Below are 22,788 nucleotides of genomic sequence, written 5' to 3'. Positions count from 1 at the left end.
ACCCCGCCCGCCCTCTGTCGCCGAGGCCGGCCAGCGCGTCCTTCCGTCCCACTCCACTCCCAGGGGAGCCGATGACCACCACGCCCGATCCCTTCGCCGCCGCCACCCGCGGGATCGCCGATCCCCATCCCGCGCGGGCCGCCCTGCGAGCCGCCGGCCCTGTCGTCCGGGCCGAGGCCCCGGCCGGTGGCCCGGTGTGGATCATCACCGACGACGTGCTCGCCCGCCAGGTGCTCGTCCACCCCCGCATCGTCAAGGACCCCGCCTACGCGCCGGCCGGCTGGGACCCGCGCGTCGCGGGGCTCGAACCGACCGCCGCCGACCAACCGTCGCTCACCACCCTCGACGGTCTGGCGCACACCCGGCTGCGCCAGGCCCACGCGCCGCTCTTCACCGCCCGGCGGATGAGCGACCACACCGAACGGATCACGACGCTCGCCCGCGATCTGCTCACCGCCCTCGCCGATACCGGCCAGACGGTCGACCTGACGGCCGACTTCACCACCCGATTCCCGCTCGCCGTGGTCTGCGACGTGCTCGGCGTCCCGCCCGGCCGCATCGACCAGGCCATCGCCGCCTGCCGGCGCATGCACAGCGACGACCCGCAGGAGATCGGCGCGGCGATGGCGGCCTTCGCGGACCTGGCCGCCGCCGCGCTGGAGGAGGGCCGGGACGGCCTCGCCGTCCGACTGCGGGACCGGGTCCCCGGCGAGATCACCGAGGCACACCTGCACTACCTGATCTTCACCCTGATCTACGCCGGGCAACTCACCACCGACCCCGCGCTGGGCTTCCTGCTCGCCCGCGTACTCGGCGGCGACCGGACCGCGGCGGACGAACTGGTGCGTGACACGCTGCGCGAGCACCCGCCCGCGCCCTTCACCCTCTGGCGCTTCACCTCCGCCGACATCGACCTCGCCGGACTGCGGATCCCCGCCCGATCCGCGATCCTCATCGACATCCAGGGCATCAACACCGATCCCACCCGATCGATCGGGCCCGACCTCACCTTCGGCGCGGGCCCCCACTACTGCACCGGCGCGCACCTCGCCCAACTGGAGTTGCGCGTGGTCGTGGAGGTCCTGCGGACGCACTTCCCGGACGCGCGTCTCGCCGTGCCGTACGCCGAACTCCGGCAGAGCGACTTCGGCGGCATCCAGGGCGGCAGACTGACCGCCCTGCCGGTGCGGCTGCGGGGTTGACCCGCCTGGATGCCGGCTTTGCGCCGCGTCGGCGAGCAGGTTGAGCGCACCTGTCACCGTCGCGGCCTGGCCGGTACGACCCTCCTGGGCGCCGACTCGCGTGTGTCCCACCGGGTGCTGGCCAGGCGGTGTTCGGTTGGCGCTTGCACCGTACGCGCGGTCACCAGGGGCACTGCGGGCAGGAGGTCGAGCAGCCGCGCGACCGCCGAGCCGGCCCGTGGCGCCGGCCGCAGTCCATGAGACTCGCGGAACCGTCGATGGCGTTCCAGCCACTCGTCGTGGTAGGCGGCTCGCGATGTAAGGATCCGAGCTCCGCCCGGGCGTTCGGGCGGAGCGGGTCCCGTGCCTTTCGAGTGCGCTTTCGGGGGCGTGGGTCTGGTCAGTCCATGAGGATGATCTGGCGGAGGACTTCGCCGCCCTTGAGCGCGGCCACCGCGTCGTTCAGGTCCGACAGCCTGAGCCGGGCGCTGATCATGCTGTCGAGGTCGAGCTTGCCCGCCTTGTAAAGGTTGGCGAAGTACGGGAAGTCGTGGCGGACGTCCGCTTCGCCGTACAGGCTGGACAGCAGGTTCTTGCCCTCGAACAGCAGGCTGAACGCCGAGATCGACACCATGTCGTCCATCGCGCCCGCGCCGACCACGACGACGTCGCCGCCCTGGCGGGTGAGTTGCCAGGCGCTCTGGATGGTGGCGGACTTGCCGACCACCTCGAAGCCGTAGTCGAACCCGGCCCCGCCGGTCAGCTCGTTCAGGGCGTCCGGGACCTGCTCGGGGGTGACGGCGTGGGTGGCGCCGACCTTCTTGGCCAGGGCGTGCTTGGACTCCAGGGGGTCGACGGCGAGGATCGTCCGGGCGCCGGAGACGCGGGCGCCCTGGATGACCGACAGGCCGACGCCGCCGCAGCCGACGACCGCGACGGTCGAGCCGGGCCGGACGCGGGCGGTGTTGACGGCGGCGCCCACGCCGGTGGTGATGCCGCACCCGATGAGCGCCGCCGCCTCCCACGGCACGTCGGCGTCGATCTTGATCGCGCCCTGCCACGGGATGACGATCTCCTCGGCCCAGGTGCCGCAGCCGGCCATGCCGAAGGCCGTGTTGTCGCCGCCGTAGCGGAAGTTGCCCTTGCTGAAGGACTCGATCATGAACTTCATGCACAGGTACGGCTGGCCGCCCAGGCAGAGGTCACACTCCTGGCACGCGGGACGCCAGTTGACGACGACGTGGTCGCCGGGCCGGAGGGAGGAGACGTGCTCGCCCACCTCCACCACCTCCCCGGCGCCCTCGTGCCCCGGGACGAGGGGCACGGGCTGCGGCAGCACGCCGGACATGGCCGACAGGTCCGAGTGGCAGACCCCGGTCGCCTTGACGCGCACCCGGACGTCGGTGGGACCGACGGGCGCCAGCGTGACGTCGTCACGGATGTCGAGCTTGTCGTCGCCTACTGCGTGCAGGAGCGCGGCGCGCATAGGGGGGACCTCCTCCGGCTATTCCTCTAGGGAGAGGGCGGCTTTGGGGCACGATCGGACCGCGTGTCGGACGCGGTCCTCCATCTCGGGCGGTGGTTCGGGCAGCAGGACGTGGAGCTGGTCCTCGTCGTCCACGTCGAACACCTCGGGCGCGAGTCCCATGCACACGGCGTTGGCCTCGCAGACAAGATAGTCAACTTTGATCTTCATGTGAGCCTCCTGTGGTCCCATGACACCACTTTGGTGGGCTCGACGATGAACGCGACGCGTTTTCGCCCGGTCTGCTCGACGTAGGGCAGCAGGAGGTCGTCGGGCACGCCGGGGGTCATCCGGCGGGCCACCTGCATGCCGACGGCCATGACGTGCTCGGGCTCGTCCACCCGTTTGGCGGTGCCGTACACCATGATGCCGCGCAGTTCGGCGTAGTCGTCGCCGGCCTCGATGAGGCACGTCACGCGCGGGTCGCGCTCCAGGTTGCGGGTCTTCTGCGCCTTGGCGTACGTCCAGAAGGTGACGCGGCCCTCGTCCAGCCCGTAGAACATGGTGACGAGGTGAGGGGTGCCGTCGGGGTTGATGGTGGCCAGCTGCAGCTTGCGTGCCTCCTGGAGGAGGGCGGTCACGTCGTCGTCGGACATCGCGATGCGAGCGCGCTGATTCACGCTGCCAAGTAGAACAGGTTGCAGATTGCCGGGGCAAGAGGTCGCCGGAATGTTGTTCGGTTCGGTTAGGGTCTGGCCTATGACGATGCCGCCCGACCTGCTGGCCGCCGCCGAGGACGCCAAGGGCTTCATGCCGCCGAAGGAGGGACTCGCCCTGTTCGAGACGGCCCTCCGCTACGGCGGGCGGGGCCCGATCTGCGAGATCGGTACGTACTGCGGCAAGTCGGCCATCTACCTGGGCGCGGCCGCCCGGCAGGCGGGTTCGGTGGTCGTCACCGTGGACCACCACCGCGGCTCGGAGGAGATCCAGCCGGGCTGGCCGCACCACGACCCGTCTCTGGTGGACCCGGCCACCGGCCGGATGGACTCGCTGCCGGTGTTCCGCGCCACGATCGCCGCCGCCGGGCTGGAGGACGAGGTCGTCGCCGTCGTCGGCGGTTCCGAGCGGGTGGCCCGGCTGTGGAACACGCCGCTGGCCATGCTGTTCATCGACGGCGGCCACTCGGAGGAACCGGTGACGCGCGACTACGAGGGCTGGGCGCCGCACGTGATGCCGGGCGGCGCGCTGGTGTTCCACGACATCTACCCCGACCCGGCCGACGGTGGGCAGGCGCCCTACCGGGTCTACCTGCGGGCGCTGGCCTCGGGCGCGTTCGCCGAGGTGGCGGCCGAGGGCTCGCTGCGGGTGCTCGAACGGGTGGCGCCCGGCAGCTGAGGGAACACCCCCCGGCGGGCGAACCCGAACGCGCCGCGCACCACGAGCTCCTTGACCAGCGCGGCGGGCCGGCCCGTCAGCGTCACCGCGCGCGGCCGGTCGTCGGTGTGGACGAACTGGATCAGGCCGTCGTGCCGTCCGAGGCTCACGCACTGGACCACGTACGCGAACCGCAGGGGAGCGGGCTCGCGCCCGCCGAGGCGGGCGACGATCGCGTCGGCCGCCTGGCCCGCGACGGGGAGCGCGGTCGCGCACGCCATGCGCAACTCTCGCCCGCCCGGGCCGCGCACCGCCGCCGCGTCCCCGATCGCGTAGACGTCCGGATGGGAGATCGAGCGCGCGGTCTCGTCCACCAGGACGCGGCCGTGGCCGTCAACGGCGAGTCCCGCCTCGCGGGCCAGCGCGGGCACCCGGAACCCGGTCGTCCACACCACCGCGTCGGAGCAGACGAACCGGCCGTCGGCCAACCGGGCGCCCGAGGCGTCCGCCTCGACGACCTTCGCCCCGGTCACCACCTCGACGCCCAGCCGGTCGAAGACCCGTCGCAGGTGCGCGCGGGCGCGGGGCGACCACCGGACGCCTGGCTCCTCGCCCGTCAGCAGCCGCACCCGCAGCCCCGGGTGGCGCTCGGCCAGCTCGGTGGCGACCTCGATGCCGGTCGGTCCCGCGCCCACCACGGCGAGCACGCCACCGGCTCCGAGCCGCGACACCCGGTCCCGCAGCCGGCCGGTGTCGTCGGCGCCGGACACCGTGAGGGCGTGCTCGGCCGCCCCCTCCAGACCGGCGACGCTGCCCGCCGCGTACACGAGCGTGTCGTAGGTCATGGTCGTGGAGCCGAGACGCAGTTCGCGACGATCGGGCGCGATGCCGGTCACCCTGCCCTGGACGAACCCGGCACCCCGCAGGAGGTCGGGCACGGCGGCCCCCGGTACGGCGTGTCCGGCCGCCACCTGGTGCAGCCGCACGCGCTCCACGAAGGTCGCGCCGTCGTTGATCAGCGTCACCCGGGCCCGGCCGGGGGAGAGGCGGCGGGTCAGCCGGTTGGCCGCCATGAGGCCCGCGTATCCGGCGCCGATGATCACGATATGGTGGGTCACTGTACGTCCCCTTCCGGTCATGGAGTCACCTCCTGAACCGGCGAGGCCGGCGAATCCTGACAAGGGTGCGGCGTGAGCTCGATCACACCTGCTGGAAGCGGGTGAGCTTGTCTGGGTTCACCACGATGCGCACCGCGCTGACCCGGTCGCCGGTCACCTCCAGCGCCATCACTCCGTACACGCGCCCGCCGGCGCTCCCCACCAGGCCGGGCAGGCCGTTGACCTCGGTGACGACGATCTCCGTGCCAGGCTCCTGCCGGAAAGCCAGGCCGGCCAGGTAGCGGGCGACCCGGGCGGCGCCCCGGACCGGGTTGCGGGCCGCCGCGGACCTGCCGCCACCGTCGGCCCACGACACCACGTCGGCGGTCAGCAGGCGCTCCAGCCCCGCGAGGTCACCGGCGCGGGCAGCGGCGAGGAAGCGCTCGGCGACCCGGTGCGCGTGCTCGCCGGACACCTCGAACCGGGTGCGTCTCGCGTCGAGGTGGGCGCGGGCCCGCCGGTAGAGCTGCTGGGAGCCGGCCTCGGTGATGTCCAGGACCTCCGCGATCTCCCGGTGGCCGTAGCCGAACGCCTCGCGCAGCACGAACACCCCCCGCTCGGCCGGGGTCAGCCGTTCCAGCATCACCAGCACCGCCATCGAGACGGATTCGCGCTGCTCGGCCGTCTCCATCGGGCCGAGCGCGCCGTCGCCCGTGGGCACCGGTTCGGGCAGCCACATGCCCACGTACGCCTCGCGCCGGGCCCGTGCCGAGGCGAGCCGGTTGAGGCAGAGGTTCGTCAGGACCTTGGTCAGCCACGCGGCCGGGGTGGCGATCGCGGAGTGGTCGGCGGCGTGCCAGCGCAGGTAGGCGTCCTGCACCGCGTCCTCGGCCTCGCCCGCGGAGCCGAGCAGCCGGTAGGCCAGCGCGAACAGCCGCGACCGCTGCTGTTCGAACTCGACGGTCACGTCCCGGTTCGTCGCCACCGGCCGATCATAGGAGACGGCAGGAGACACTCGGTCAGCGGCCGCGGCGCGACCAGGACCGCCGGGTGTCGGCCTGCCAGGTGAGGAAGTCGTCGTGGGTGTGCGGGTCGTGCCCGAGCGCCAGCAGTGCCCGGTCCGCCCAGGAGGCCGCCTCGTCGGCCGTCGCCCCGGCCAGCACCGGCACGGCCCGCGCCACCTGACCGGGCAGCGGTCCGGCCTGGACGCGGGCGGCGGCGGCGAACGCGCACCCCTGCGCCAGGTGGGCCCGGAACCCCTCGGCCCCCGCGTGCTCGGCCAGCCGCGCCAGCTCGTCCGGCTCGGCCCCGCCGGTGTGCGTGGCCGCGAAGCCCACCCCGCTCCACAGGTCGGCCCGCCTGCCCGCCGGGTAGCCGGCGATCGCGGCGGCCACGCCGTCGGGGCAGGCGCCGTCGTGGTACCACAGCAGGCGCCCCAGGCCCTGGTCGAAGGTCGCGCAGTGGGCCCGGGTCAGCAGGTCGGGCATGGTCCGCTCGCCCACCATCCGGTCGGTCCCGTCGAGGCTCCGCTGGAACCCGTACCCGTCGACGGCCAGCCACCGCAGCAGCGGGTGGGCCCGCCCGGCGCCGCGCACCGGGCGCAGCCGTAGCAGCGCGTACCCGCGGCCCGCCCCCAGATGGACGGCGTGGGAGTGGCGGCCGGCGGGACCGTCGAGCAGCTCGCGCAGGCGGCGGCCCCGGGCCAGGGTGAGCAGGTCGAGCACGGTGCACGCGGCCCCCGTGCCCTCGTAGGCGAACGGCTGACGCTCCGGCGGCATCGCGTCGATCGCGTCGATCGCGTCCGGCCCGCCGGTGAGCGCGGCGTTGAAGCCGGACACGTACGCCCGTTCGGCGGTCTCGAAGGCCGCCTGCGCCGGGCCGGGCCCGAGGCGGAACCTGCGCCGCGCCAGATCCGCCTCACCCGGGTCCCGCGCCAGCAGCCTGCGCCACCCGCGGGCCGGTCCACCCGACCGGCGTACCCGGTCAACGTACGATGATGTGCCCGTGTCGCCCACGCTTCCCCCGAAGACGCCCCGTACGGCCATCCTCGAAGCTAGTGACCGCTCAGACGCCCGCGGGGGAGCCGCTCCGCCCTCCCCGGCAAAGAAGCCGCAAAACCGCTTGCGCGCGGCGGGTCAGGCGCGGGCCGGGGTGCAGCCGCACAGGCCGGGGTCGGAGGGAGAGACGGACGGCGCGCAGATGTCGCGGAACACCGCCGAGCCCCCCGACAGGCCCTGCAGCGCGTCGGCGGCCAGCACGACGGCCGCGGCCGTGTAGCCGGACCGCTCGTGCGGGAAGTGCCTGCCGTTGGCGAACTGCCAGCCCGTCCAGTACGAGCCGTCCTCGTGCCGCAGGTGCTGCGCGTCGGCGAACAGCCGCGCCGCGCGCTCACGGTCACCGAGCGCGTCGAGGGCCAGCACCAGCTCGCACGTCTCCGCCCCGGTCACCCACGGCTGGTCCGACACGCACCTGATCCCCAGACCCGGCACGACGAACGTCGCCCACTCGCGCTCCAGCAGCTCGAACGCCTGCGTCCCGCGCACCGCGCCGCCGAGCACCGGGTAGTACCAGTCCATCGAGTAGCGGCTCTTGTCGGCGAACGCCTCCGGGTGGGCCGCCAGCACGTGCGCCAGGCGGTCGGCGGCCAGCTCCCAGTGCGGCTGCGGGTCACCCAGGTGCTCGGCCAGCAGCACACCGCACCGCAGCCCCTGGTGGATCGACGAGCAGCCGGTCAGCAGCGCGTACGCCGCCGCCCGGCCCCGCGCGTCCCGCTCCCAGACGATCTCACCGCGTCCGGTCTGCAGCCCGACCACGTAGTCGAGGGCCGCCTTCACCATCGGCCAGTGCCGTTCGGTGGTGTCCTGGTCGCCGGTCACGAGGTGGTGGTGCCAGAGCCCGGCCGCGACGTAGGCGGCGTGGTTGGACTCGCCGCCCCGCTCGACGGCCACGCCGCCGGCCACCTTCATCGGCCAGGAGCCGTCGTCGCGCTGGTGCCTGGCCAGCCACTCGTAGCCACGCCGCACGGGCTCGGCCAGCCCGGCGACCGTCATGGCCATCAGGCACTCGACGTGGTTCCAGGCGTCGACGTGCCCCTCGGGCCACGGCACGCCGCCGTCGTCCTGCTGGATCGCCGCGATGCTCAAGGCCGTGCGGACGGCCTCCTCGCGGCCGATCACGCCGCGGGCTTCCTGACGTACAGCACCACGCTCTTGCCGATGAGCGGGTTGAGCAGCGCCTCGGCGACGCGGGTGGCGGCCGGGCGCTTCATGATGTCCCACACGAGCAGCTCGTGGTAGGCCTTGGCGAGCGGGTGGTCGTCGTTGTTGACGCCGACGGCGCACTTGATCCACCAGTAGGGCGCGTGCAGGCCGTGGGCGTGGTGGTGCGGGCCGACCACGAAGCCGGTCGACTTGAGTTTGGCCGACAGCTCGGCCAGCGTGTAGATGCGCACGTGCCCGCCCGGCGCGGTGTGGTAGTCCTCGTCGAGCGCCCAGCAGATCCGCTCCGGCAGGAAGCTCGGCACCGTGACCGCGGCGGTGCCGCCGGGCTTGAGCACCCGGTAGATCTCCCGCATCGCGGCCATGTCGTCCGGGATGTGCTCCAGCACCTCGGCCGCGATCACCCGGTCGAAGGCGCCGTCCTCGAACGGCATGTCCAGCGCCGTGCCCTGGACGGTCTCGCCGCTCGCGCCGGCGGGGACCTCGCCGGCCTTGTCCATCGCCGTGAACATGGCGGCCACGCCGTCCAGCTCGGCCTGGTCCATGTCGAAGGCGACCACGTCGGCGCCGCGGCGCAGCACCTCGAAGGCGTGCCGGCCGCCGCCGCAGCCCAGGTCGAGCACGCGAACGCCGGGTCCGACGGGCAGCCGGGCGAAGTCCACCGTCAGCACTTGATCGGTCTCCTTGAGGGTCGGGCGGGGTGTTCTTCGGACTCTGGCGGTCGTCCGGCGGCCGGCTAGCGGCCGCGCCGGGCGGCGATGGCCTCGCGGTAGGCCTCGACGGTGCGCTTGGCGACCACGTGCCAGGTGAAGCGTTCCATGACGCGGTCGTAGCCCGCCCGGCCCACGCGCTCGCGCTCCTCGGGCGAGTCGTGCAGCCGGCGCAGCACCGCGGCCAGCTCCTCCGGGTCGCCGGGCGCGACCTGGATCGCGGCGTCGCCGACGACCTCCGGCAGGGCGCCCGTCCGGCTGGCGACCAGCGGGGTGGCGCACGCCATGTGCTCGACGGCCGGCAGCGAGAACCCCTCGTACAGCGACGGCACGACGGAGATCTCGGAGGTGGCGATCAGCTCGCCCAGTTCGTCGTCGGAGATGCCGTGCACGAACCGCACCCGCTCGCCCAGCGACAGCTCCTGGACGAGCTGCTCGGTCGGCCCGCCGGGGGTGGGCTTGCTGACGACGGTGAGGTTCACGTCGCGCTCGGTGGCCAGCTTGGCCACGGCCCGCAGCAGCGTGGCGACGCCCTTCATCGGCGAGTCGGCGCTGGCCACGGCCACGATGGAGCCCTTGCGGCGCGGCTTGTCCGGCCGCGGGTGGAAGTAGCGGGTGTCCACGCCGAGCGGGATCAGCCGCATGTTGGCCTGGGGCACGTTGAAGTCGCGGTGGATGTCGGCCAGCGACGACTCGCTGACCGTGAGGATCGGGCTGAGCCGGGGGGCGACCTTGGCCTGCATCTTCACGAAGCCGTACCAGCGGCGCATGGTGAGCCTCTTGGCGCCCGTCGCCGCCTCCAGCTCGATGCGGCGGTCCACGCTGATCGGGTGGTGGATGGTGCCGACCACCGGGAACAGCTTCTGGATGCCGAGCAGGCCGTAGCCGAGGGTCTGGTTGTCCTGGACGACGTCGAAGTCGCCGACGCGCTTCTTCAGCTCGCGGTAGGCGCGCAGGGTGAACGTCAGCGGCTCGGGGAAGCCGGCCGTCCACATGGTGCCGACCTCCAGCAGGTCGATCCAGTCGCGGTACTCGCTCAGCTTCGGGGTGCGGAACGGGTCCTCGTCGCGGTAGAGGTCGAGGCTCGGCACCTCGTTGAGGATCACGCCCTCGTCGAGCTCCGGGTACGGCGGGCCGGAGAACACCTCGACGTGGTGGCCCAGGGCCACGAGTTCCCGGCTCAGATGGCGAAGGTAGACGCCCTGCCCTCCACAGGTCGGCTTGCTGCGGTACGACAGCAGCGCGATCCGCAAGGTGTTGTCTGGGTCGCCCACGGACACCCCTTTCTCCGCCCGGTAGGCCCACGAGACGGGCGTGTACCGTGAAAGATGACCTTAATGCGAAAGGCTACCATCCGGTAGATTGCCGAGAATTGTTCCTCACCTCCGCCGTAGGCCGTGCCAACTGCGACGTTGGCGTGACCGAGCGTGATTCGGTAGAACAAGTTCTAGGTGGTCGTGGTGCTGGGCCGGGAGGCAGGGTTGTACATTCCCTCCCAAGCGGACGCGGTAGCGAGATGGAGGACCGGTTGGCCAGGCGCGCGTTGATCACCGGCATCACCGGCCAGGACGGTTCCTATCTGGCGGAACACCTCCTCGCGCAAGGCTACGAGGTGTGGGGGCTGGCGCGCGGCCAGGCCAACCCGCGCGTGTCGCGGATGCGCAAGCTGCTCGCCGACGTGCAGGTGGTCCGCGGCGACCTGCTCGACCAGGGCTCGCTCATCTCGGCCGTCGAGCGGGTGCAGCCCGACGAGGTCTACAACCTCGGGGCCATCTCCTTCGTGCCGATGTCGTGGGAGCAGGCGGAGCTGACCGCCGAGGTCACGGGCATGGGCGTGCTGCGCGTGCTGGAGGCCATCAGGGTCTGCTCGGGCGTGTCGCGGGGCGGGACGCCGAACGGCCAGATCCGCTTCTACCAGGCGTCGTCGTCGGAGATGTTCGGCCAGGTCAGCGAGACGCCCCAGACGGAGAGCACCGCCTTCCACCCCCGCTCGCCGTACGGCGTGGCCAAGGCGTACGGGCACTTCCTCACCCAGAACTACCGCGAGTCCTACGGCATGTTCGCCGTGTCCGGCATCCTGTTCAACCACGAGTCGCCGCGGCGCGGGGCCGAGTTCGTCACCCGCAAGGTGTCGCTCGGCGTGGCCCGCATCAAGCTCGGGCTGGCCACCGAGCTGCGCCTGGGCAATCTGGAGGCGCGGCGCGACTGGGGGTTCGCCGGCGACTACGTGCGGGCCATGCACCTCATGCTGCAGGCGGACCGGCCCGAGGACTACGTGATCGGCACCGGTCGCATGAAGTCCGTCAGGGAACTGGTGGAGGCGGCGTTCTCGGCCGCGGGGCTCGACTGGGAGCGCCACGTCGTGACCGACCGGGCCCTGCACCGGCCGGCCGAGGTGGACCTGCTGTGCGCCGACCCGAAGAAGGCCCGGATGCAGCTCGGCTGGGAGCCGACGGTGTCGTTCGACGAACTGGTGTCGATGATGGTCGAGTCGGACGTCCGGCTGCTGTCCGACGGCGGCGACCCCGACCAGGACAGCTCCTGGCCGTGACCCGGCCCCCGCGCCGGCGTGCGGGTGGGCCGGACGCGTCCGGCGGTCAGCGCTCCATACCCGACGCGCCGTGCGCACCCGGCTCCCACCACCTGCGGTAGGCATGTGACCCGGCAGTCTGTGGATACCCCGCAGTCATCCACAGAACCGCGTTCGGTGACCCGGGTGGCCGCATCGGCGCGTCACCCTGGGCGACGTGAACCCGCTCCTTTCCCCGGTCACCCTGCTGGACCGCGCCCGGCACGTCACCCGGGCGGTGCCGCAGGCCGTCGCCTGCCGCCAGACGGCCGCGCACGTGTGGGGTCTGCACGTGCTGAGCCAGGGCACACCCGAGACCGACTGGCCCGTCGAGCTGATCGCGCCCGGCCACCTGGCGCTGCCCGGCTGCGTCACCCACCCGGCACCGTTGCCCGCCGAGGACGCCACCGAGCACCGGGGCGTCCGCGTCACCACACCCGAGCGCACGGCGCTCGACTGCGCCCGATGGCTGCCGCGTCTGGAGGCGGTGGCCGCGCTCGACCAGTTCGCCCGGCGCGGAGTGGACCTGGAGGCGCTGTGGCGCCGGGCGCCCTCCTGGCATCTGCGCGACCTGCTGTCCCTGGCCGACCCGGGAGCGAGATCGCCACGAGAGAGCTGGCTGCGCGTCATCCTCGTGGACGGCGGGCTGCCGAGACCCGGCACCCAGATCCACGTGCCGCTCACCGCAGGCCGCTCCGCCTACCTCGACCTGGGCTGGGAGCCCTATCGGCTGGCCGTCGAATACGACGGCCAAGACCACCACACCTCGGCCGCCGACCAGCGCCACGACGGCGCCCGCCGGGAGGAGCTGCAGCGGCGCGGGTGGCACGTCATCCCCGTCCGCAAGGACGTGATCCCCGGCCAGGCGGCCGCCCTGCTGGAGCACGTGGCCAACGCCCTCATCGCCCGGGGCTGGCGACCCGACCCGGCCCAGACGACCCGCATCCTGTCCCGCATCCGCGCCGTCCGCCGCAGGCGCCGGTGAGCGCCACCGGGCGGTCCGCCGAGATCTCGCCTCCGTCGTCGGATGCGGTCATGGACCAGGCGGGCGGCTCCGGTCCGGCCGCCGTCAGGTCGGTGAGCGACCAGGACGACGCGGGCAGGCCGTCCTCGAACAGCCGCCGAAGCCCGCGTAGTCGCGCCGAGCGCGCCCCTCGCGAGGGCTCTGCCGTTCACGGGTCAAGGGAGTCGGGGGGTGCCGTTCTGCCAGACCTGGGCGACCAGCGGCACGCCGGGGCGGTAGGAGAGGTGGACGGGGGAGGGGGCGTCCAGCAGCACCACGTCCGCGCGTGCGCCCGGGGAGAGGCGGCCCACGTCCGTGCGGCGCAGCGCGCGGGCGCCGCCCATCGTGGCGGCCCAGACGGCTTCCGCCGGGGTCATGTTCATGTCGCGTACGGCCAGGGCGATGCAGAACGGGATGTTGGTGGTGTAGCTGGAGCCGGGGTTGCAGTCGGCGGCCAGGGCCACGGTGGCGCCCGCGTCGAGGAGGCGGCGTGCGTCCGGGTACGGGGAGCGGGTGGAGAACTCCGCGCCCGGCAGCAGGGTCGCCACCGTCTCACTGGAGGCCAGCGCCTCGACGTCGGCGTCGCTGAGGTGTGTCACGTGGTCGGCCGACGCCGCGCCCAGCTCGACGGCGATCGCCACACCCGGGCCGGGCCCGAGCTGACCGGCGTGCACCCTCGGCACGAGGCCCCGTTCCTTCCCGGCGGCCAGGATGGCCCGGGTCTGGTCGCCGTCGAAGGCCCCGCGGTCGCAGAAGACGTCGATCCACCGGGCGTGCGGCGCGCACGCGTCCAGCATCTCGCCGCGCACCAGGTCGACGTAGGCGTCCGGCTTCTCGGCGTACTCCGGGGGCACCACGTGCGCGCCGAGGTAGGTCACCTCGTCGGTCCGCTCGCCGGCCAGGCGCAGGCTCCGGGCCTCGTCCTCGACGGTCAGCCCGTACCCCGACTTGCACTCGACGGTCGTGGTGCCCGACCGCAGCGCCTCGGCGACGAGCCGCCGGACGTTGGCGCGCAGCTCGTCGTCCGTGGCGGCACGGGTGGCCGCGACGGTGGTGCGGATGCCGCCCGCGGTGTACGGCCGGCCGGACATCCGGGCCTCGAACTCACGGGTTCGGTCACCGGCGAACACCAGGTGCGCGTGGCTGTCCACGAACCCCGGAACGACCGCCCGGCCACCCGCGTCGAACCGCTCCCGCGCGGCCCCCTCGGGAATCCGCGACCTCGGGCCGGCCCAGGTCACGAGGCCGTCCTCGACGACCAGTGCCGCGTCCTCCACCAGGCCGAGAATCCCCTCGCCCAGCGCGGGGTCGTTGGTGACGAGCGAGCCGATGTTGTCGATGAGGAAGGAGTCACTCATGCGCGTCCCCCGTCGGGATCGAAGCGGTACCACCGGAGCGTCCTGCGCCCGAGGCCGGGGGTCCGGAGGTGGTGAGGGAGGTGATGGCTGCGGACAGGGCGGCGGGGACGTTCTCGACCAGGAGGTGGTGGCCGGCCGACACGATGGGCCGGCCGGCGACGACCACCTCCCGGACGTCCGCCGCCGTCGCCCCGAACACCACCGACTCCAGCAGCGCGTCCACGGGCGCACCGGCCATCCGGACCGAGTCGAGTCCCACGGTCACGAAGTCGGCCGGGGCCCCCACCTCCAGGCGGCCCGTCTCCGGCCAGCCGAGGGAGGCGTGGCCGTCCGAGGTGGCCGCCCGCAGCAGGTCGGCCGCGAGCCAGTGCCCGCGGTGCCGGGTGGCGAGCCGTTCGTCCAGTTCCACGCCACGCGCCTCCTCCAGCAGGTCCACGATCGCGTTGCTGTCGCTGCCGAGCGAGAGCGGGGCGCCCGCGTCGGCGAGGGAGCGGGCCGGGCCGATGCCGTCGGCGAGGTCGCGTTCGGTGGTGGGGCACAGGCACACGGTGGTGCGCGAACCACCGAGCAGGGCGATGTCCCGTGAGGTGAGGTGGGTGGCGTGCACGGCGGACGAGAGCGGGCCGAGCGCGCCGTGCTCGGCCAGCAGCGCCGCCGGGGTGCGCCCGTACTCGGCCAGGCACGCCTCGTTCTCGGCGACCTGCTCGGACAGGTGGAAGTGCAGCGGCGCGCCCCGCTCGCGAGCCCAGCCCGCGACCGTGGCGAGCTGGTCGGCGGGGACGGCGCGGACCGAGTGGACGGCGGCGCCGATCCTGGCGTGCCCGCCGCCCCGCAACCCGGCGGCCCGCTCGGCCCACGCCTCGGCGTCACGGTCGCCGAACCGCAGTTGCGGCCCCTCCAACGCAGCGCCGATGCCGCCCCGCAGGTAGCAGGTGTCGAGCAGGGTGATCCGCAGGCCCGCGTCGGCGGCGGCCGCGACGAGCGCCTCTCCCATGGCGTTGGGGGAGGCGTACGGCCGGCCGCCGGTGTCGTGGTGCACGTAGTGGAACTCGCCCACGCAGGTCACCCCGGCCAGGGCCATCTCGGCGTAGACCGCGCGGGCCAGGGCGTGGTAGCCGTCCGGGGTGAGGCGGGCCGCGACGCCGTACATCTGCTCCCGCCACGTCCAGAAGGTGCCGCGCTCGCGCTGGGTGCGCCCGCGCAGCGCCCGGTGGAAGGCGTGCGAGTGGGCGTTGGCCAACCCCGGCAGGGTGACGCCGCGCAGGTGAACGGTGCCCGGCGGCGGGCCGGTTGTTCCCCGGCGTGCTGCCGGCAGTCCGGAGAGTTCGGGCGCGGGTTGGGGGGTGGGGTGGGAGGCAGGCCGGGACACGGGCTGGGAGGTGGGTCGGGGGGTTAGGTCGGGCGCGGGGTGAGGAGGGGACGTGGTGGGGTGGAGTGCGCTGATGCGGTCGCCGGTGACCTCGATGATCACCCCGGCGACCGTACGGCCACCGCCGAGCCAGGCGTGGTCGGCGTAGTAGCGGGTCACCGGCATGCCAGTTGCTCCAGCACCGAGGCCAGGGCCGCCACGCCGGCGACGCAGTCGTCGACGCCGGCGTGTTCGGCGGGGCTGTGGCTCACCCCCGTGGGGTTGCGGACGAAGATCATGGCGCTCGGGACGGACGCCGACAGGATGCCCGCGTCGTGCCCGGCTCCGGTGGGCAGGGCCGGAACCCCGCCGAGGACCGCCACGATCCGGTCTCGCAGCTCGTCGCCGAACCGGACGACCGGGGTGGTGGACTCGGCGACGACCTCGACGCGCACGCCGTGCCCTGCCGCCGCCGTACGGGCGGCGGCGGTGATCTCGGCCACCATGGCCCGCACCGTCTCGGCGTCGGGGGCACGCCCGTCGAGCCAGGCGTCCACCCGGGACGGGATCGCGTTGGTGCCGTTGGGGTCGAGGCGGACCTTGCCGAACGTGGCCAGCGCGCCGAGCCGTTCGGCGGAGTCCCGGGCGGCGAGCACGGTGGAGGCAAAGGGCAGCATCGGGTCGTGCCGGTCGGCCAGGCGGGTGGTGCCGGCGTGGTTGGCCTCGCCGTGGAAGGTGCAGCGCCAGCGGCCGTGCGGCCAGATGGCGCTGGCCACGCCGACCGGGGCGTCCAGGTCGGCGAGCCCGCGGCCCTGCTCGATGTGGAGCTCCACGAACGCGCCGATGCGCGCCAGCGCCTCCTCGTCGCGGCCGAGCGCGCCGGGGTCGGCGCCGGCCGCGCGCATCGCCTCGGCCAGGGTCACGCCGTCGGCGTCGCGCAGCTCGCGGGCGTCGGCGGGGGAGAGCACGCCGGTGAGCAGGCGGCTGCCGACGCAGGCCACGCCGAAGCGGGCGCCCTCCTCGTCGGTGAAGTTCACGACGGCCAGCGGGCGGGCCGGCGTGACGCCGCGCTCGCGCAGCTCGTCCACGGCGAGGAACGCCGACACCACGCCGAGCGGCCCGTCGAAGGCGCCGCCACCCGGCACGCTGTCCAGGTGGCTGCCGGTCACCACCGCGCCGGGCCCCGGCGGGCCCCACCAGGCCCACTGGTTGCCGTTGCGGTCCCGCTCGTACGTCATGCCGCGCCGCGCCGCCTGCTCCTCGAACCAGCCGCGCAGGGCGAGGTCCACCGGCGTCCAGGCGAAGCGGTGGTAGCCGGCGGCCCCGCCGTCGCCGACCCGGGCGAGCGCCTCCCAGACCTGCTCGAACCGGCGCCGCAGGTCGGTGGCGGTCCGCTCGGCGTTCTGCAGAGCGTGTTGGTCGATGGCGGCGCGCTCGGTCTGTGGGGTGTGTTGGTCGGTGGTGGTGCGCTCGGTCTGTGGGGTGTGTTGGTCGGTGGTGTGGTCCGTGGCCGGGAGGGCGTGCCCGTCAGGGGTGTGGTCCGTGGCCGGGAGGGCGTGCCCGTCAGGGGTGTGGTCCGTGGCCGGGAGGGCGTGCCCGTCAGGGGTGTGGTCCGTCACCGGGAGGGCGTGCCCGTCAGGGGTGCGGTCCGTCACCGGGAGTCGCCGCCCGCCATCGGGATCGGCACACCGCGCTCGGCCGCCACCTCGGCGGCCCGGTCGTAGCCGGCGTCCACGTGCCGGATCACGCCCATGCCGGGGTCGTTGGTCAGGACGCGCTCCAGCTTCTGGGCGGCCAGCTCGGTGCCGTCGGCCACGGCCACCTGACCGGCGTGGATCGACCGGCCGATGCCGACGCCGCCACCGTGGTGGATCGACACCCAGGAAGCGCCGGAGGCGACGTTGACCATGGCGTTGAGCAGCGGCCAGTCGGCGATCGCGTCGGAGCCGTCGAGCATGGCCTCGGTCTCCCGGTACGGCGAGGCGACCGACCCGCAGTCGAGGTGGTCCCGGCCGATGACGATCGGGGCGCGCAGCTCGCCGGAGGCGACCATCTCGTTGAACCTGAGGCCCGCCTTGTCGCGTTCGCCGTAGCCGAGCCAGCAGATGCGGGCGGGCAGTCCCTGGAAGGCGACACGTTCCCCGGCCAGTTTGATCCACCGGGCCAGCGACTCGTTCTCCGGGAACAGGTCGAGGATGGCCCGGTCGGTGGCCGCGATGTCGCGCGGGTCGCCGGACAGCGCCGCCCAGCGGAACGGCCCCCTGCCCTCGCAGAACAGCGGCCTGATGTACGCCGGGACGAACCCGGGGAAGTCGAACGCCCTGGTGTAGCCCGCCAGCTTGGCCTCGCCGCGGATCGAGTTGCCGTAGTCGAAGACCTCGGCGCCCCGGTCCATGAAGCCCACCATGGCCTCGACGTGCCTGGCCATCGACTCGCGGGCCCGCTGCGTGAACCCGGCCGGGTCCTTGGCGACCTCGTCGCGCATGTCCTCGAACGCCGTGCCGAGCGGCAGGTAGGCCAGCGGGTCGTGCGCCGAGGTCTGGTCGGTGACCACGTCGATGGGGGCGTCCATCGCCAGCAGCCGGGGCAGCACATCGGCGGCGTTGCCGAGCAGCCCGATCGACAGCGGGCGGCGTGCGTCGCGGGCCTCGACCGCGAGCCGCAGTGCTTCGTCCAGCGACGACGCCTGCACGTCGAGGTAGCGGTGCTCGATGCGGCGGGAGATGCGGGACGGGTCGCAGTCGACGCAGATGGCGACGCCGTCGTTCATGGTGACGGCCAGCGGCTGGGCGCCGCCCATGCCGCCGAGCCCGGCTGTGAGCGTGATCGTGCCGGCCAGCGAGCCGCCGAACCGCTTGGCGGCCACGGCGGCGAACGTCTCGTAGGTGCCCTGCAGGATGCCCTGGGTGCCGATGTAGATCCACGAGCCGGCCGTCATCTGCCCGTACATCGTCAGCCCGAGCGCTTCCAGCCGGCGGAACTCCTCCCAGGTGGCCCAGTCGCCGACGAGGTTGGAGTTGGCGAGCAGGACGCGCGGCGCCCACTCGTGCGTGCGCATCACGCCGACCGGGCGGCCCGACTGCACGAGCAGGGTCTCGTCCTGCTTGAGCCCCTGGAGTGTGCGGGCGATGGCGTCGAACGACGGCCAGTCGCGGGCCGCCTTGCCGGTGCCGCCGTAGACGACGAGCTTGTCCGGATGCTCCGCGACCTCGGGGTCCAGGTTGTTGTGCAGCATCCGGTAGGCGGCCTCCTGCTGCCAGCCCTGGCAGGACAGGTCCGTGCCGCGCGGGGAGCGGATCACCCGCCGGACGTCGTCGCTCATCGCTGCTGATCTCCTTGCGTTGTCAGTGCTCGTTGTCGGTGCTCGTTGTGGGTGGTGGTTGTCCGTGGTCGTTGTCGTGGTCGGTGGTGGCTGCGTGGTCGTGGTGGTGCCGTCATTCGGGCAGGAACAGCCTGCGCTCGGCGGCGCTGTTCTCGAACTCCTCGATCGAGGACTGCTCCTCGGTGGGCAGCGCGTAGACCATCGAATGGACCAGGGCGGCGCACAGCACGCTGGGCGCGGCCTGGGAGTCGAAGGCGAACTGCGAGCTGACGGGCGCGGTGAGGACGACGTCGGCGTGCTCGGCGAGGGCGCCGACGGAGTGGTCGGTGACGAGCGCCACCCGCAGTCCGGCCCGCCGGGCCCAGATCAGGCCCTCGCGCAGCTCGCGAGGGTAGCGGGGCAGCCCGAAGGCCAGCGTCCACGACGCCCCGGCCTGGGCGGCGCGGCTCAGCCGGTCCTCCAGCGTCGAACCCGGAGTGTCGATCACGCGGACGTCGGGATGGGCCTTGGCGGCGAGGTAGCCGAACAGGTGGGCGAGCGGCGCCGAGACGCGCAACCCCACGACAGGCAGCGGCCGGGAGGCGGCGAGCTGCGCCGCGACCTCGGCCAGACGCGTGTCGGCGAGGCTGTCACGCAGCAGCTCCAGGTTGCGGATCTCGGAGTTGACCATGGCCTGCAGGGGGTTGAGCGCCGGCTCGGCGGCAGGTTCCTGGCCGTCGCGCAGCGCGGCGCGCAGGTGGTCGCGGAACTCGGGAAAGCCGGTGAACCCCAGGGCGAAGGCGAACCGCGTCACGGACGGCTGGCTGATGCCGACCGCCTCGGCGATGTCCACGCTGGTCAGGAACACCGCCTGCTCGGGGCGGTCCAGGAGGTAGCGGGCGATCCGCCGCTGGGAGGGCGAGAGCCGGTGGCCCTCGACCAGCTCCCGCAGGCGGGCCGCCACCCGCGAGGCGTCGTCGGATGCGACCGCCACGCCCGTGGCCATCGGATCACTCACCGTCCGCTTCCTCCTCGTTCCGGCAGCCAGGCCCCGGCCTGGCCGGAGAGCCGGCCCTGGCCCGCGTCGAACCCGCTCCCCAGGTCATGCCCACGGACCGCCGGTTCTCGCCTCTTGTTCGGCATGCATATCTTCATGCAGAATCGTGGCTGAATACTGTTATGTCAACACGTGGAGGGGCCGGTGGCGTCGCGGGCGATCACACTGGACGGGGTCCGGGTCCGGCCCTCCGACATCGCCGACCTGGCCAGCCACGGCGAGGTCGCCGTCCGGGCGGACCCTTCGGGGCTGGACCGGGCCGCAGCGGCGCATCGGGCGGCTCAGGAGATCGCGCGGCACCGCCCCGTCTACGGGCGCACCACCGGAGTGGGCGCCAACCGCACCGAGGACGTCGCCGCCGCCGACGGCGACACCCACGGTCTGCGCCTGCTGCGCAGCCACGCGGGCGGCATCGGCCCGTACGTGCCCGCCGACCAGGTGCGCGCCATGCTCGCCGTGCGGGCCAACCAGATCCTCGCCGGCGGGGCGGGGCTGCAGCCGGCCTTCGCCGAGGCGCTGGTCCAGGCTCTCGGGTCCGGGCACCTCCCGCGGGTGCACGAGGTCGGCGCCATCGGCACCGGCGACCTGACCGCGCTGGCCGAGACCGGGCTCACCCTCATCGGCGAGCGGCCGTGGACCGGCGGCCGGGGCGCGCCGCCCGCGCCTGTCACGCTGGAGCCGGGTGACGCGCTGGCGTTCATCAGCAGCAGCGCCCTGACCATCGGGCAGGCCGCGCTCGCCTGGGCGCGCATTGCCGCCTCGCTGCGGGCGGCGAACGTGGTCGCGGCCCTGTCCCTGCACGCCGTGGACGGCGGGAGCGAGCCGTACGACGCGGAGGTGCACGCCGGCCGGCCGCACCCCGGGATCGCGGAGGTGGCCGCCGAGATGCGCCGCCTGCTCGGCGGGCCCCGGCGGGGGGGCCGGGTCCAGGACCCGTTCGGCTACCGGTGCTTCCCGCAGGTCCACGGGCCTGCCGTGGAGGCGGTGGCGCGGGTCGAACGGGTGCTGGAGATCGAGGTCAACGCGGCGGCCGAGAACCCTCTCATCCGCGCCGCCGGAGGCGGGTCCGTCCACCATCACGGCGGTTTCCACCAGGCGACGCTCGCGCTCGCCCTCGACCACCTGCGCGTGGCGCTGCTGCAGTCGGCCCAGCTGTCAGCGGCCCGGCTGGCGACCCTGGTGGAGCCGGCGTTCACCGGCCTGCGCCCGTTCCTCGCCGACGGGGCGCCGGCGGCGTCGGGGGTGATGATCCTGGAGTACTCGGCCAACTCGGCGCTGGCCGACCTGCGGGGCGTCGCCCAGCCGGCCGCGCTCGGGCACGCCGTCCTGTCGCGGGGGGTGGAGGAACACGCGGGCTTCGCCGCGCAGTCGGCCCGCCAGACGCTGCGGGCCGCCGAGTCGTACCGGCTGGTGCTGGCCTGCGAGCTGGTGGCCGCCGTCCGCGCCGTACGGCAGCGCGCCCACCCGGCCGAGGCCGCGAAGCCCGGCCGGGCGGCGTCCGGTTCCGTGGCGTCCGGTTCTGCGGCATCCGGTTCCGTGAGGTCCGGGTGCCCGGTGCCCGACCCGGCGACGCCCGTCGGGGCGGCGTTCGCCGCGGTGGCCTCCCAGCTCGACCCGCGGACCGAGGACCGGCCGCTGAGCGCGGACGTCGAGCGGGCGGTGGCCCTGCTGGACGCCCTCGCCACCGTCTGACCAGCCCTGCCCCGACCTGACCAGCCCTGACCTGACCGGCGCGGCCCTGCCCTGACCTGACCGGCGCGGTCCTGACCAGCCCCACCCGGGCCAGGGCGGGCAGGGCAGGTGGTGGTGGCCGGTCGTGGCCGGTGGCGTCAGCGCAGGACGACCGGGAGCTCCTTGATGCCGTTGATGAAGTTCGAACGCAGCCGCCTCGCCTCGCCCGTGCGGCGCAGGCGGGGGTAGCGGCGGGCGAGCTGCTCGAACAGGACGCGCAGCTCCAGCTTGGCGAGGTGGTTGCCGAGGCAGAAGTGCGCGCCGCCGCCGCCGAAGCCGATCTGCGGGTTCGGGTCGCGGCCGATGTCGAAGACCTCCGCGTCCGGGAAGACCGAGGTGTCCCGGTTGGCGGAGGAGTAGAAGACGACGACCTTGTCGTCCTCCTTGATCTGCTTGCCGCCCAGCACCACGTCACGGGTGGCCGTACGGCGGAAGAGGTTGACCGGCGAGACCCAGCGGACGATCTCGTCGGCGGCGGTGCGGGCCAGCGACGGGTCGGCGACCAGGCGGTCCCACTGGTCGGGGTGGTCGAACAGGGCGAGCATGCCGCCGGAGGCCGCGTTGCGGGTGGTCTCGTTGCCGGCGACGACCAGCAGCAGCACGAACAGGTCGAACTCGCTCTCGGTGAGCGTCTCGCCGTTGTCGTCGGGCTGGATGAGCTTGGTGACGATGTCGTCGCGGGGGTTCTCCCTGCGCAGGGCGGCGAGCTGGTTGGCGTACGCGTACACCTCCATCGCCGGGTCGCCCTCGTCCTCGGAGGCGGGGGCGTAGTCGGGGTCCTGCGCGCCGATCATGCGGTTGGACCAGTTGAAGAGCTTGTCCCGGTCGGAGACGGGGGCGCCGAGCAGCTCGCAGATGACGTACAGCGGCAGGGGCGCGGCCACGTCGGTGACGAAGTCGGCCTCGCCCGCGCACTTGTCGAGCAGGTCGTCGCAGATCTCGCGGATGTGCTGTTCGAGGGCGCCGATGGTGCGGGGGGTGAAGCCGCGGTTGACCAGGGAGCGCCGCCGGGTGTGCTCGGGCGGGTCCTGGTTGAGCATCATCAGCCGCTGGAGCGCCCGCTGCTCCTCCGGCATCTCGTCGAACAGGGCGAGCTTGCGGTGCGAGGAGAACAGCTCGGAGTGCCGCGAGACGTGTACGACGTCGTCGTAGCGGGTGACCGCCCAGAACGCGGGCTCGCCCTCGTGCCGGTGGACGGGGTCGTTCTCGCGCAGCCAGCGAAGCTGCTCGTGGGGTGGACCGGAGTCCGCGTAGTGGTCCTGGTCGACGAGGTCGATCCGCACAGCCATTCACCTCGAAGGGGGTCGATCAAGCGCTTGGTCGAGAAAGCTTAGTGAACGTTGTTCTATTACGGCACATCCTGCCAGTCAATCGCC

20 protein-coding genes are annotated in these 22,788 nt (G+C 73.5%); 5 read left to right on the top strand and 15 right to left on the bottom strand.

What is annotated here, in order from left to right:
- Window positions 1–71 precede the first annotated feature (71 nt).
- Complete coding sequence (locus tag FHU36_RS40600) at window positions 72–1,202, top strand: cytochrome P450 family protein (RefSeq protein WP_185089409.1); 1,131 nt, start codon at window positions 72–74, stop codon at window positions 1,200–1,202.
- Between the two features lie 379 nt (window positions 1,203–1,581).
- Here FHU36_RS40600 and FHU36_RS40595 read toward each other — a convergent pair whose 3' ends face one another.
- Genes FHU36_RS40595 through FHU36_RS40585 form a run of 3 tightly spaced genes read right to left on the bottom strand, consistent with a single transcriptional unit; the run spans window position 1,582 to window position 3,326 of the window.
- Window positions 1,582–2,667 (bottom strand): zinc-binding dehydrogenase, encoded by a 1,086-nt coding sequence (locus FHU36_RS40595; RefSeq protein ID WP_185089408.1) that lies wholly within the window; start codon window positions 2,665–2,667, stop codon window positions 1,582–1,584.
- 18 nt (window positions 2,668–2,685) lie between these two features.
- Window positions 2,686–2,877 (bottom strand): ferredoxin, encoded by a 192-nt coding sequence (locus tag FHU36_RS40590; RefSeq protein ID WP_185089407.1) that lies wholly within the window; start codon window positions 2,875–2,877, stop codon window positions 2,686–2,688.
- Window positions 2,874–3,326, bottom strand: coding sequence for a pyridoxamine 5'-phosphate oxidase family protein (locus FHU36_RS40585; protein ID WP_185089406.1), 453 nt, complete (start codon window positions 3,324–3,326; stop codon window positions 2,874–2,876). Before FHU36_RS40585 ends, FHU36_RS40590 begins: the two co-directional genes overlap by 4 nt.
- A 79-nt stretch (window positions 3,327–3,405) precedes the next feature.
- On the opposite strand from FHU36_RS40585, the gene FHU36_RS40580 reads away from it, so the two are divergent.
- Complete coding sequence (locus FHU36_RS40580; protein ID WP_376774196.1) at window positions 3,406–4,041, top strand: class I SAM-dependent methyltransferase; 636 nt, start codon at window positions 3,406–3,408, stop codon at window positions 4,039–4,041.
- On the opposite strand, the gene FHU36_RS40575 is transcribed toward FHU36_RS40580, so the two are convergent.
- The 6 genes from FHU36_RS40575 to FHU36_RS40550 form a co-directional block, all read right to left on the bottom strand.
- Window positions 3,951–5,138, bottom strand: a complete 1,188-nt coding sequence (locus FHU36_RS40575; protein ID WP_185089405.1) for an NAD(P)/FAD-dependent oxidoreductase — start codon at window positions 5,136–5,138, stop codon at window positions 3,951–3,953. The genes FHU36_RS40580 and FHU36_RS40575 overlap by 91 nt on opposite strands.
- An 82-nt stretch (window positions 5,139–5,220) precedes the next feature.
- Complete coding sequence (locus tag FHU36_RS40570) at window positions 5,221–6,102, bottom strand: RNA polymerase sigma-70 factor (protein ID WP_185089404.1); 882 nt, start codon at window positions 6,100–6,102, stop codon at window positions 5,221–5,223.
- Between the two features lie 34 nt (window positions 6,103–6,136).
- Window positions 6,137–7,162 carry a DUF1702 family protein gene (locus tag FHU36_RS40565; protein ID WP_185089403.1) on the bottom strand — a complete coding sequence of 342 codons (1,026 nt, stop codon included), beginning with the start codon at window positions 7,160–7,162 and terminating at the stop codon, window positions 6,137–6,139.
- 90 nt (window positions 7,163–7,252) lie between these two features.
- Window positions 7,253–8,293: a prenyltransferase gene (locus FHU36_RS40560; RefSeq protein WP_312892177.1), complete on the bottom strand. Its 1,041-nt coding sequence runs from the start codon at window positions 8,291–8,293 to the stop codon at window positions 7,253–7,255.
- Window positions 8,290–9,006, bottom strand: a complete 717-nt coding sequence (locus FHU36_RS40555; protein ID WP_185089402.1) for a class I SAM-dependent methyltransferase — start codon at window positions 9,004–9,006, stop codon at window positions 8,290–8,292. Before FHU36_RS40555 ends, FHU36_RS40560 begins: the two co-directional genes overlap by 4 nt.
- A gap of 65 nt (window positions 9,007–9,071) precedes the next feature.
- The gene (locus FHU36_RS40550; RefSeq protein ID WP_312892176.1) at window positions 9,072–10,319 is read right to left on the bottom strand and encodes a glycosyltransferase family 4 protein; all 1,248 of its coding nucleotides are present in this window, start codon (window positions 10,317–10,319) and stop codon (window positions 9,072–9,074) included.
- Window positions 10,320–10,573: 254 nt separating this feature from the next.
- Here FHU36_RS40550 and FHU36_RS40545 point away from each other — a divergent pair, with 254 nt between their 5' ends.
- On the top strand, window positions 10,574–11,596 hold the full coding sequence (locus FHU36_RS40545) for a GDP-mannose 4,6-dehydratase (RefSeq protein ID WP_185089735.1): 1,023 nt from the start codon (window positions 10,574–10,576) through the stop codon (window positions 11,594–11,596).
- Window positions 11,597–11,792: 196 nt separating this feature from the next.
- Window positions 11,793–12,599 (top strand): type IV toxin-antitoxin system AbiEi family antitoxin, encoded by an 807-nt coding sequence (locus FHU36_RS40540; protein WP_185089401.1) that lies wholly within the window; start codon window positions 11,793–11,795, stop codon window positions 12,597–12,599.
- A gap of 194 nt (window positions 12,600–12,793) precedes the next feature.
- Here the strand turns inward: FHU36_RS40540 and hutI are convergent, their stop codons facing one another.
- From hutI to FHU36_RS40515, 5 genes are all read right to left on the bottom strand, one after another.
- Window positions 12,794–13,975 (bottom strand): imidazolonepropionase, encoded by a 1,182-nt coding sequence (gene hutI, locus FHU36_RS40535; RefSeq protein ID WP_185089400.1) that lies wholly within the window; start codon window positions 13,973–13,975, stop codon window positions 12,794–12,796.
- A complete protein-coding gene (locus tag FHU36_RS40530; RefSeq protein WP_185089399.1) occupies window positions 13,968–15,509 on the bottom strand; it encodes a formimidoylglutamate deiminase in 1,542 nt (513 codons plus the stop codon). The genes hutI and FHU36_RS40530 overlap by 8 nt, the downstream gene beginning before the upstream one ends.
- Window positions 15,500–16,702, bottom strand: coding sequence for an allantoate amidohydrolase (locus FHU36_RS40525; RefSeq protein WP_221497387.1), 1,203 nt, complete (start codon window positions 16,700–16,702; stop codon window positions 15,500–15,502). Before FHU36_RS40525 ends, FHU36_RS40530 begins: the two co-directional genes overlap by 10 nt.
- Before the next feature lie 272 nt (window positions 16,703–16,974).
- The gene (gene hutU / locus FHU36_RS40520) at window positions 16,975–18,645 is read right to left on the bottom strand and encodes a urocanate hydratase (protein WP_185089398.1); all 1,671 of its coding nucleotides are present in this window, start codon (window positions 18,643–18,645) and stop codon (window positions 16,975–16,977) included.
- 112 nt (window positions 18,646–18,757) lie between these two features.
- Entirely contained in the window at window positions 18,758–19,642 is an 885-nt protein-coding gene (locus FHU36_RS40515) for a MurR/RpiR family transcriptional regulator (protein WP_221497299.1), read from the bottom strand.
- 183 nt (window positions 19,643–19,825) lie between these two features.
- On the opposite strand from FHU36_RS40515, the gene FHU36_RS40510 reads away from it, so the two are divergent.
- On the top strand, window positions 19,826–21,373 hold the full coding sequence (locus FHU36_RS40510; protein ID WP_221497298.1) for an aromatic amino acid lyase: 1,548 nt from the start codon (window positions 19,826–19,828) through the stop codon (window positions 21,371–21,373).
- 137 nt (window positions 21,374–21,510) lie between these two features.
- On the opposite strand, the gene FHU36_RS40505 is transcribed toward FHU36_RS40510, so the two are convergent.
- A complete protein-coding gene (locus FHU36_RS40505) occupies window positions 21,511–22,701 on the bottom strand; it encodes a cytochrome P450 (protein WP_185089396.1) in 1,191 nt (396 codons plus the stop codon).
- Window positions 22,702–22,788: the final 87 nt, after the last annotated feature.

Source organism: Nonomuraea muscovyensis, assembly GCF_014207745.1.
In the GTDB taxonomy this organism is placed as follows: Bacteria; Actinomycetota; Actinomycetes; order Streptosporangiales; family Streptosporangiaceae; genus Nonomuraea; species Nonomuraea muscovyensis.
The sequence above is the reverse complement of the archived record's forward strand: the minus strand, read 5'-3'. Positions and strand labels throughout refer to the sequence as shown.

Coding starts and splice junctions, on each gene's coding strand:
- hutU (WP_185089398.1), bottom strand. CDS start 18,645: ATGAGCGACGACGTCCGGCGGGTGATCCGCTCCCCGCGCGGCACGGAC.
- FHU36_RS40590 (WP_185089407.1), bottom strand. CDS start 2,877: ATGAAGATCAAAGTTGACTATCTTGTCTGCGAGGCCAACGCCGTGTGC.
- hutI (WP_185089400.1), bottom strand. CDS start 13,975: ATGAGTGACTCCTTCCTCATCGACAACATCGGCTCGCTCGTCACCAAC.
- FHU36_RS40580 (WP_376774196.1), top strand. CDS start 3,406: ATGACGATGCCGCCCGACCTGCTGGCCGCCGCCGAGGACGCCAAGGGC.
- FHU36_RS40565 (WP_185089403.1), bottom strand. CDS start 7,162: ATGGCCGTACGGGGCGTCTTCGGGGGAAGCGTGGGCGACACGGGCACA.
- FHU36_RS40595 (WP_185089408.1), bottom strand. CDS start 2,667: ATGCGCGCCGCGCTCCTGCACGCAGTAGGCGACGACAAGCTCGACATC.
- FHU36_RS40530 (WP_185089399.1), bottom strand. CDS start 15,509: ATGCCGGTGACCCGCTACTACGCCGACCACGCCTGGCTCGGCGGTGGC.
- FHU36_RS40600 (WP_185089409.1), top strand. CDS start 72: ATGACCACCACGCCCGATCCCTTCGCCGCCGCCACCCGCGGGATCGCC.
- FHU36_RS40505 (WP_185089396.1), bottom strand. CDS start 22,701: ATGGCTGTGCGGATCGACCTCGTCGACCAGGACCACTACGCGGACTCC.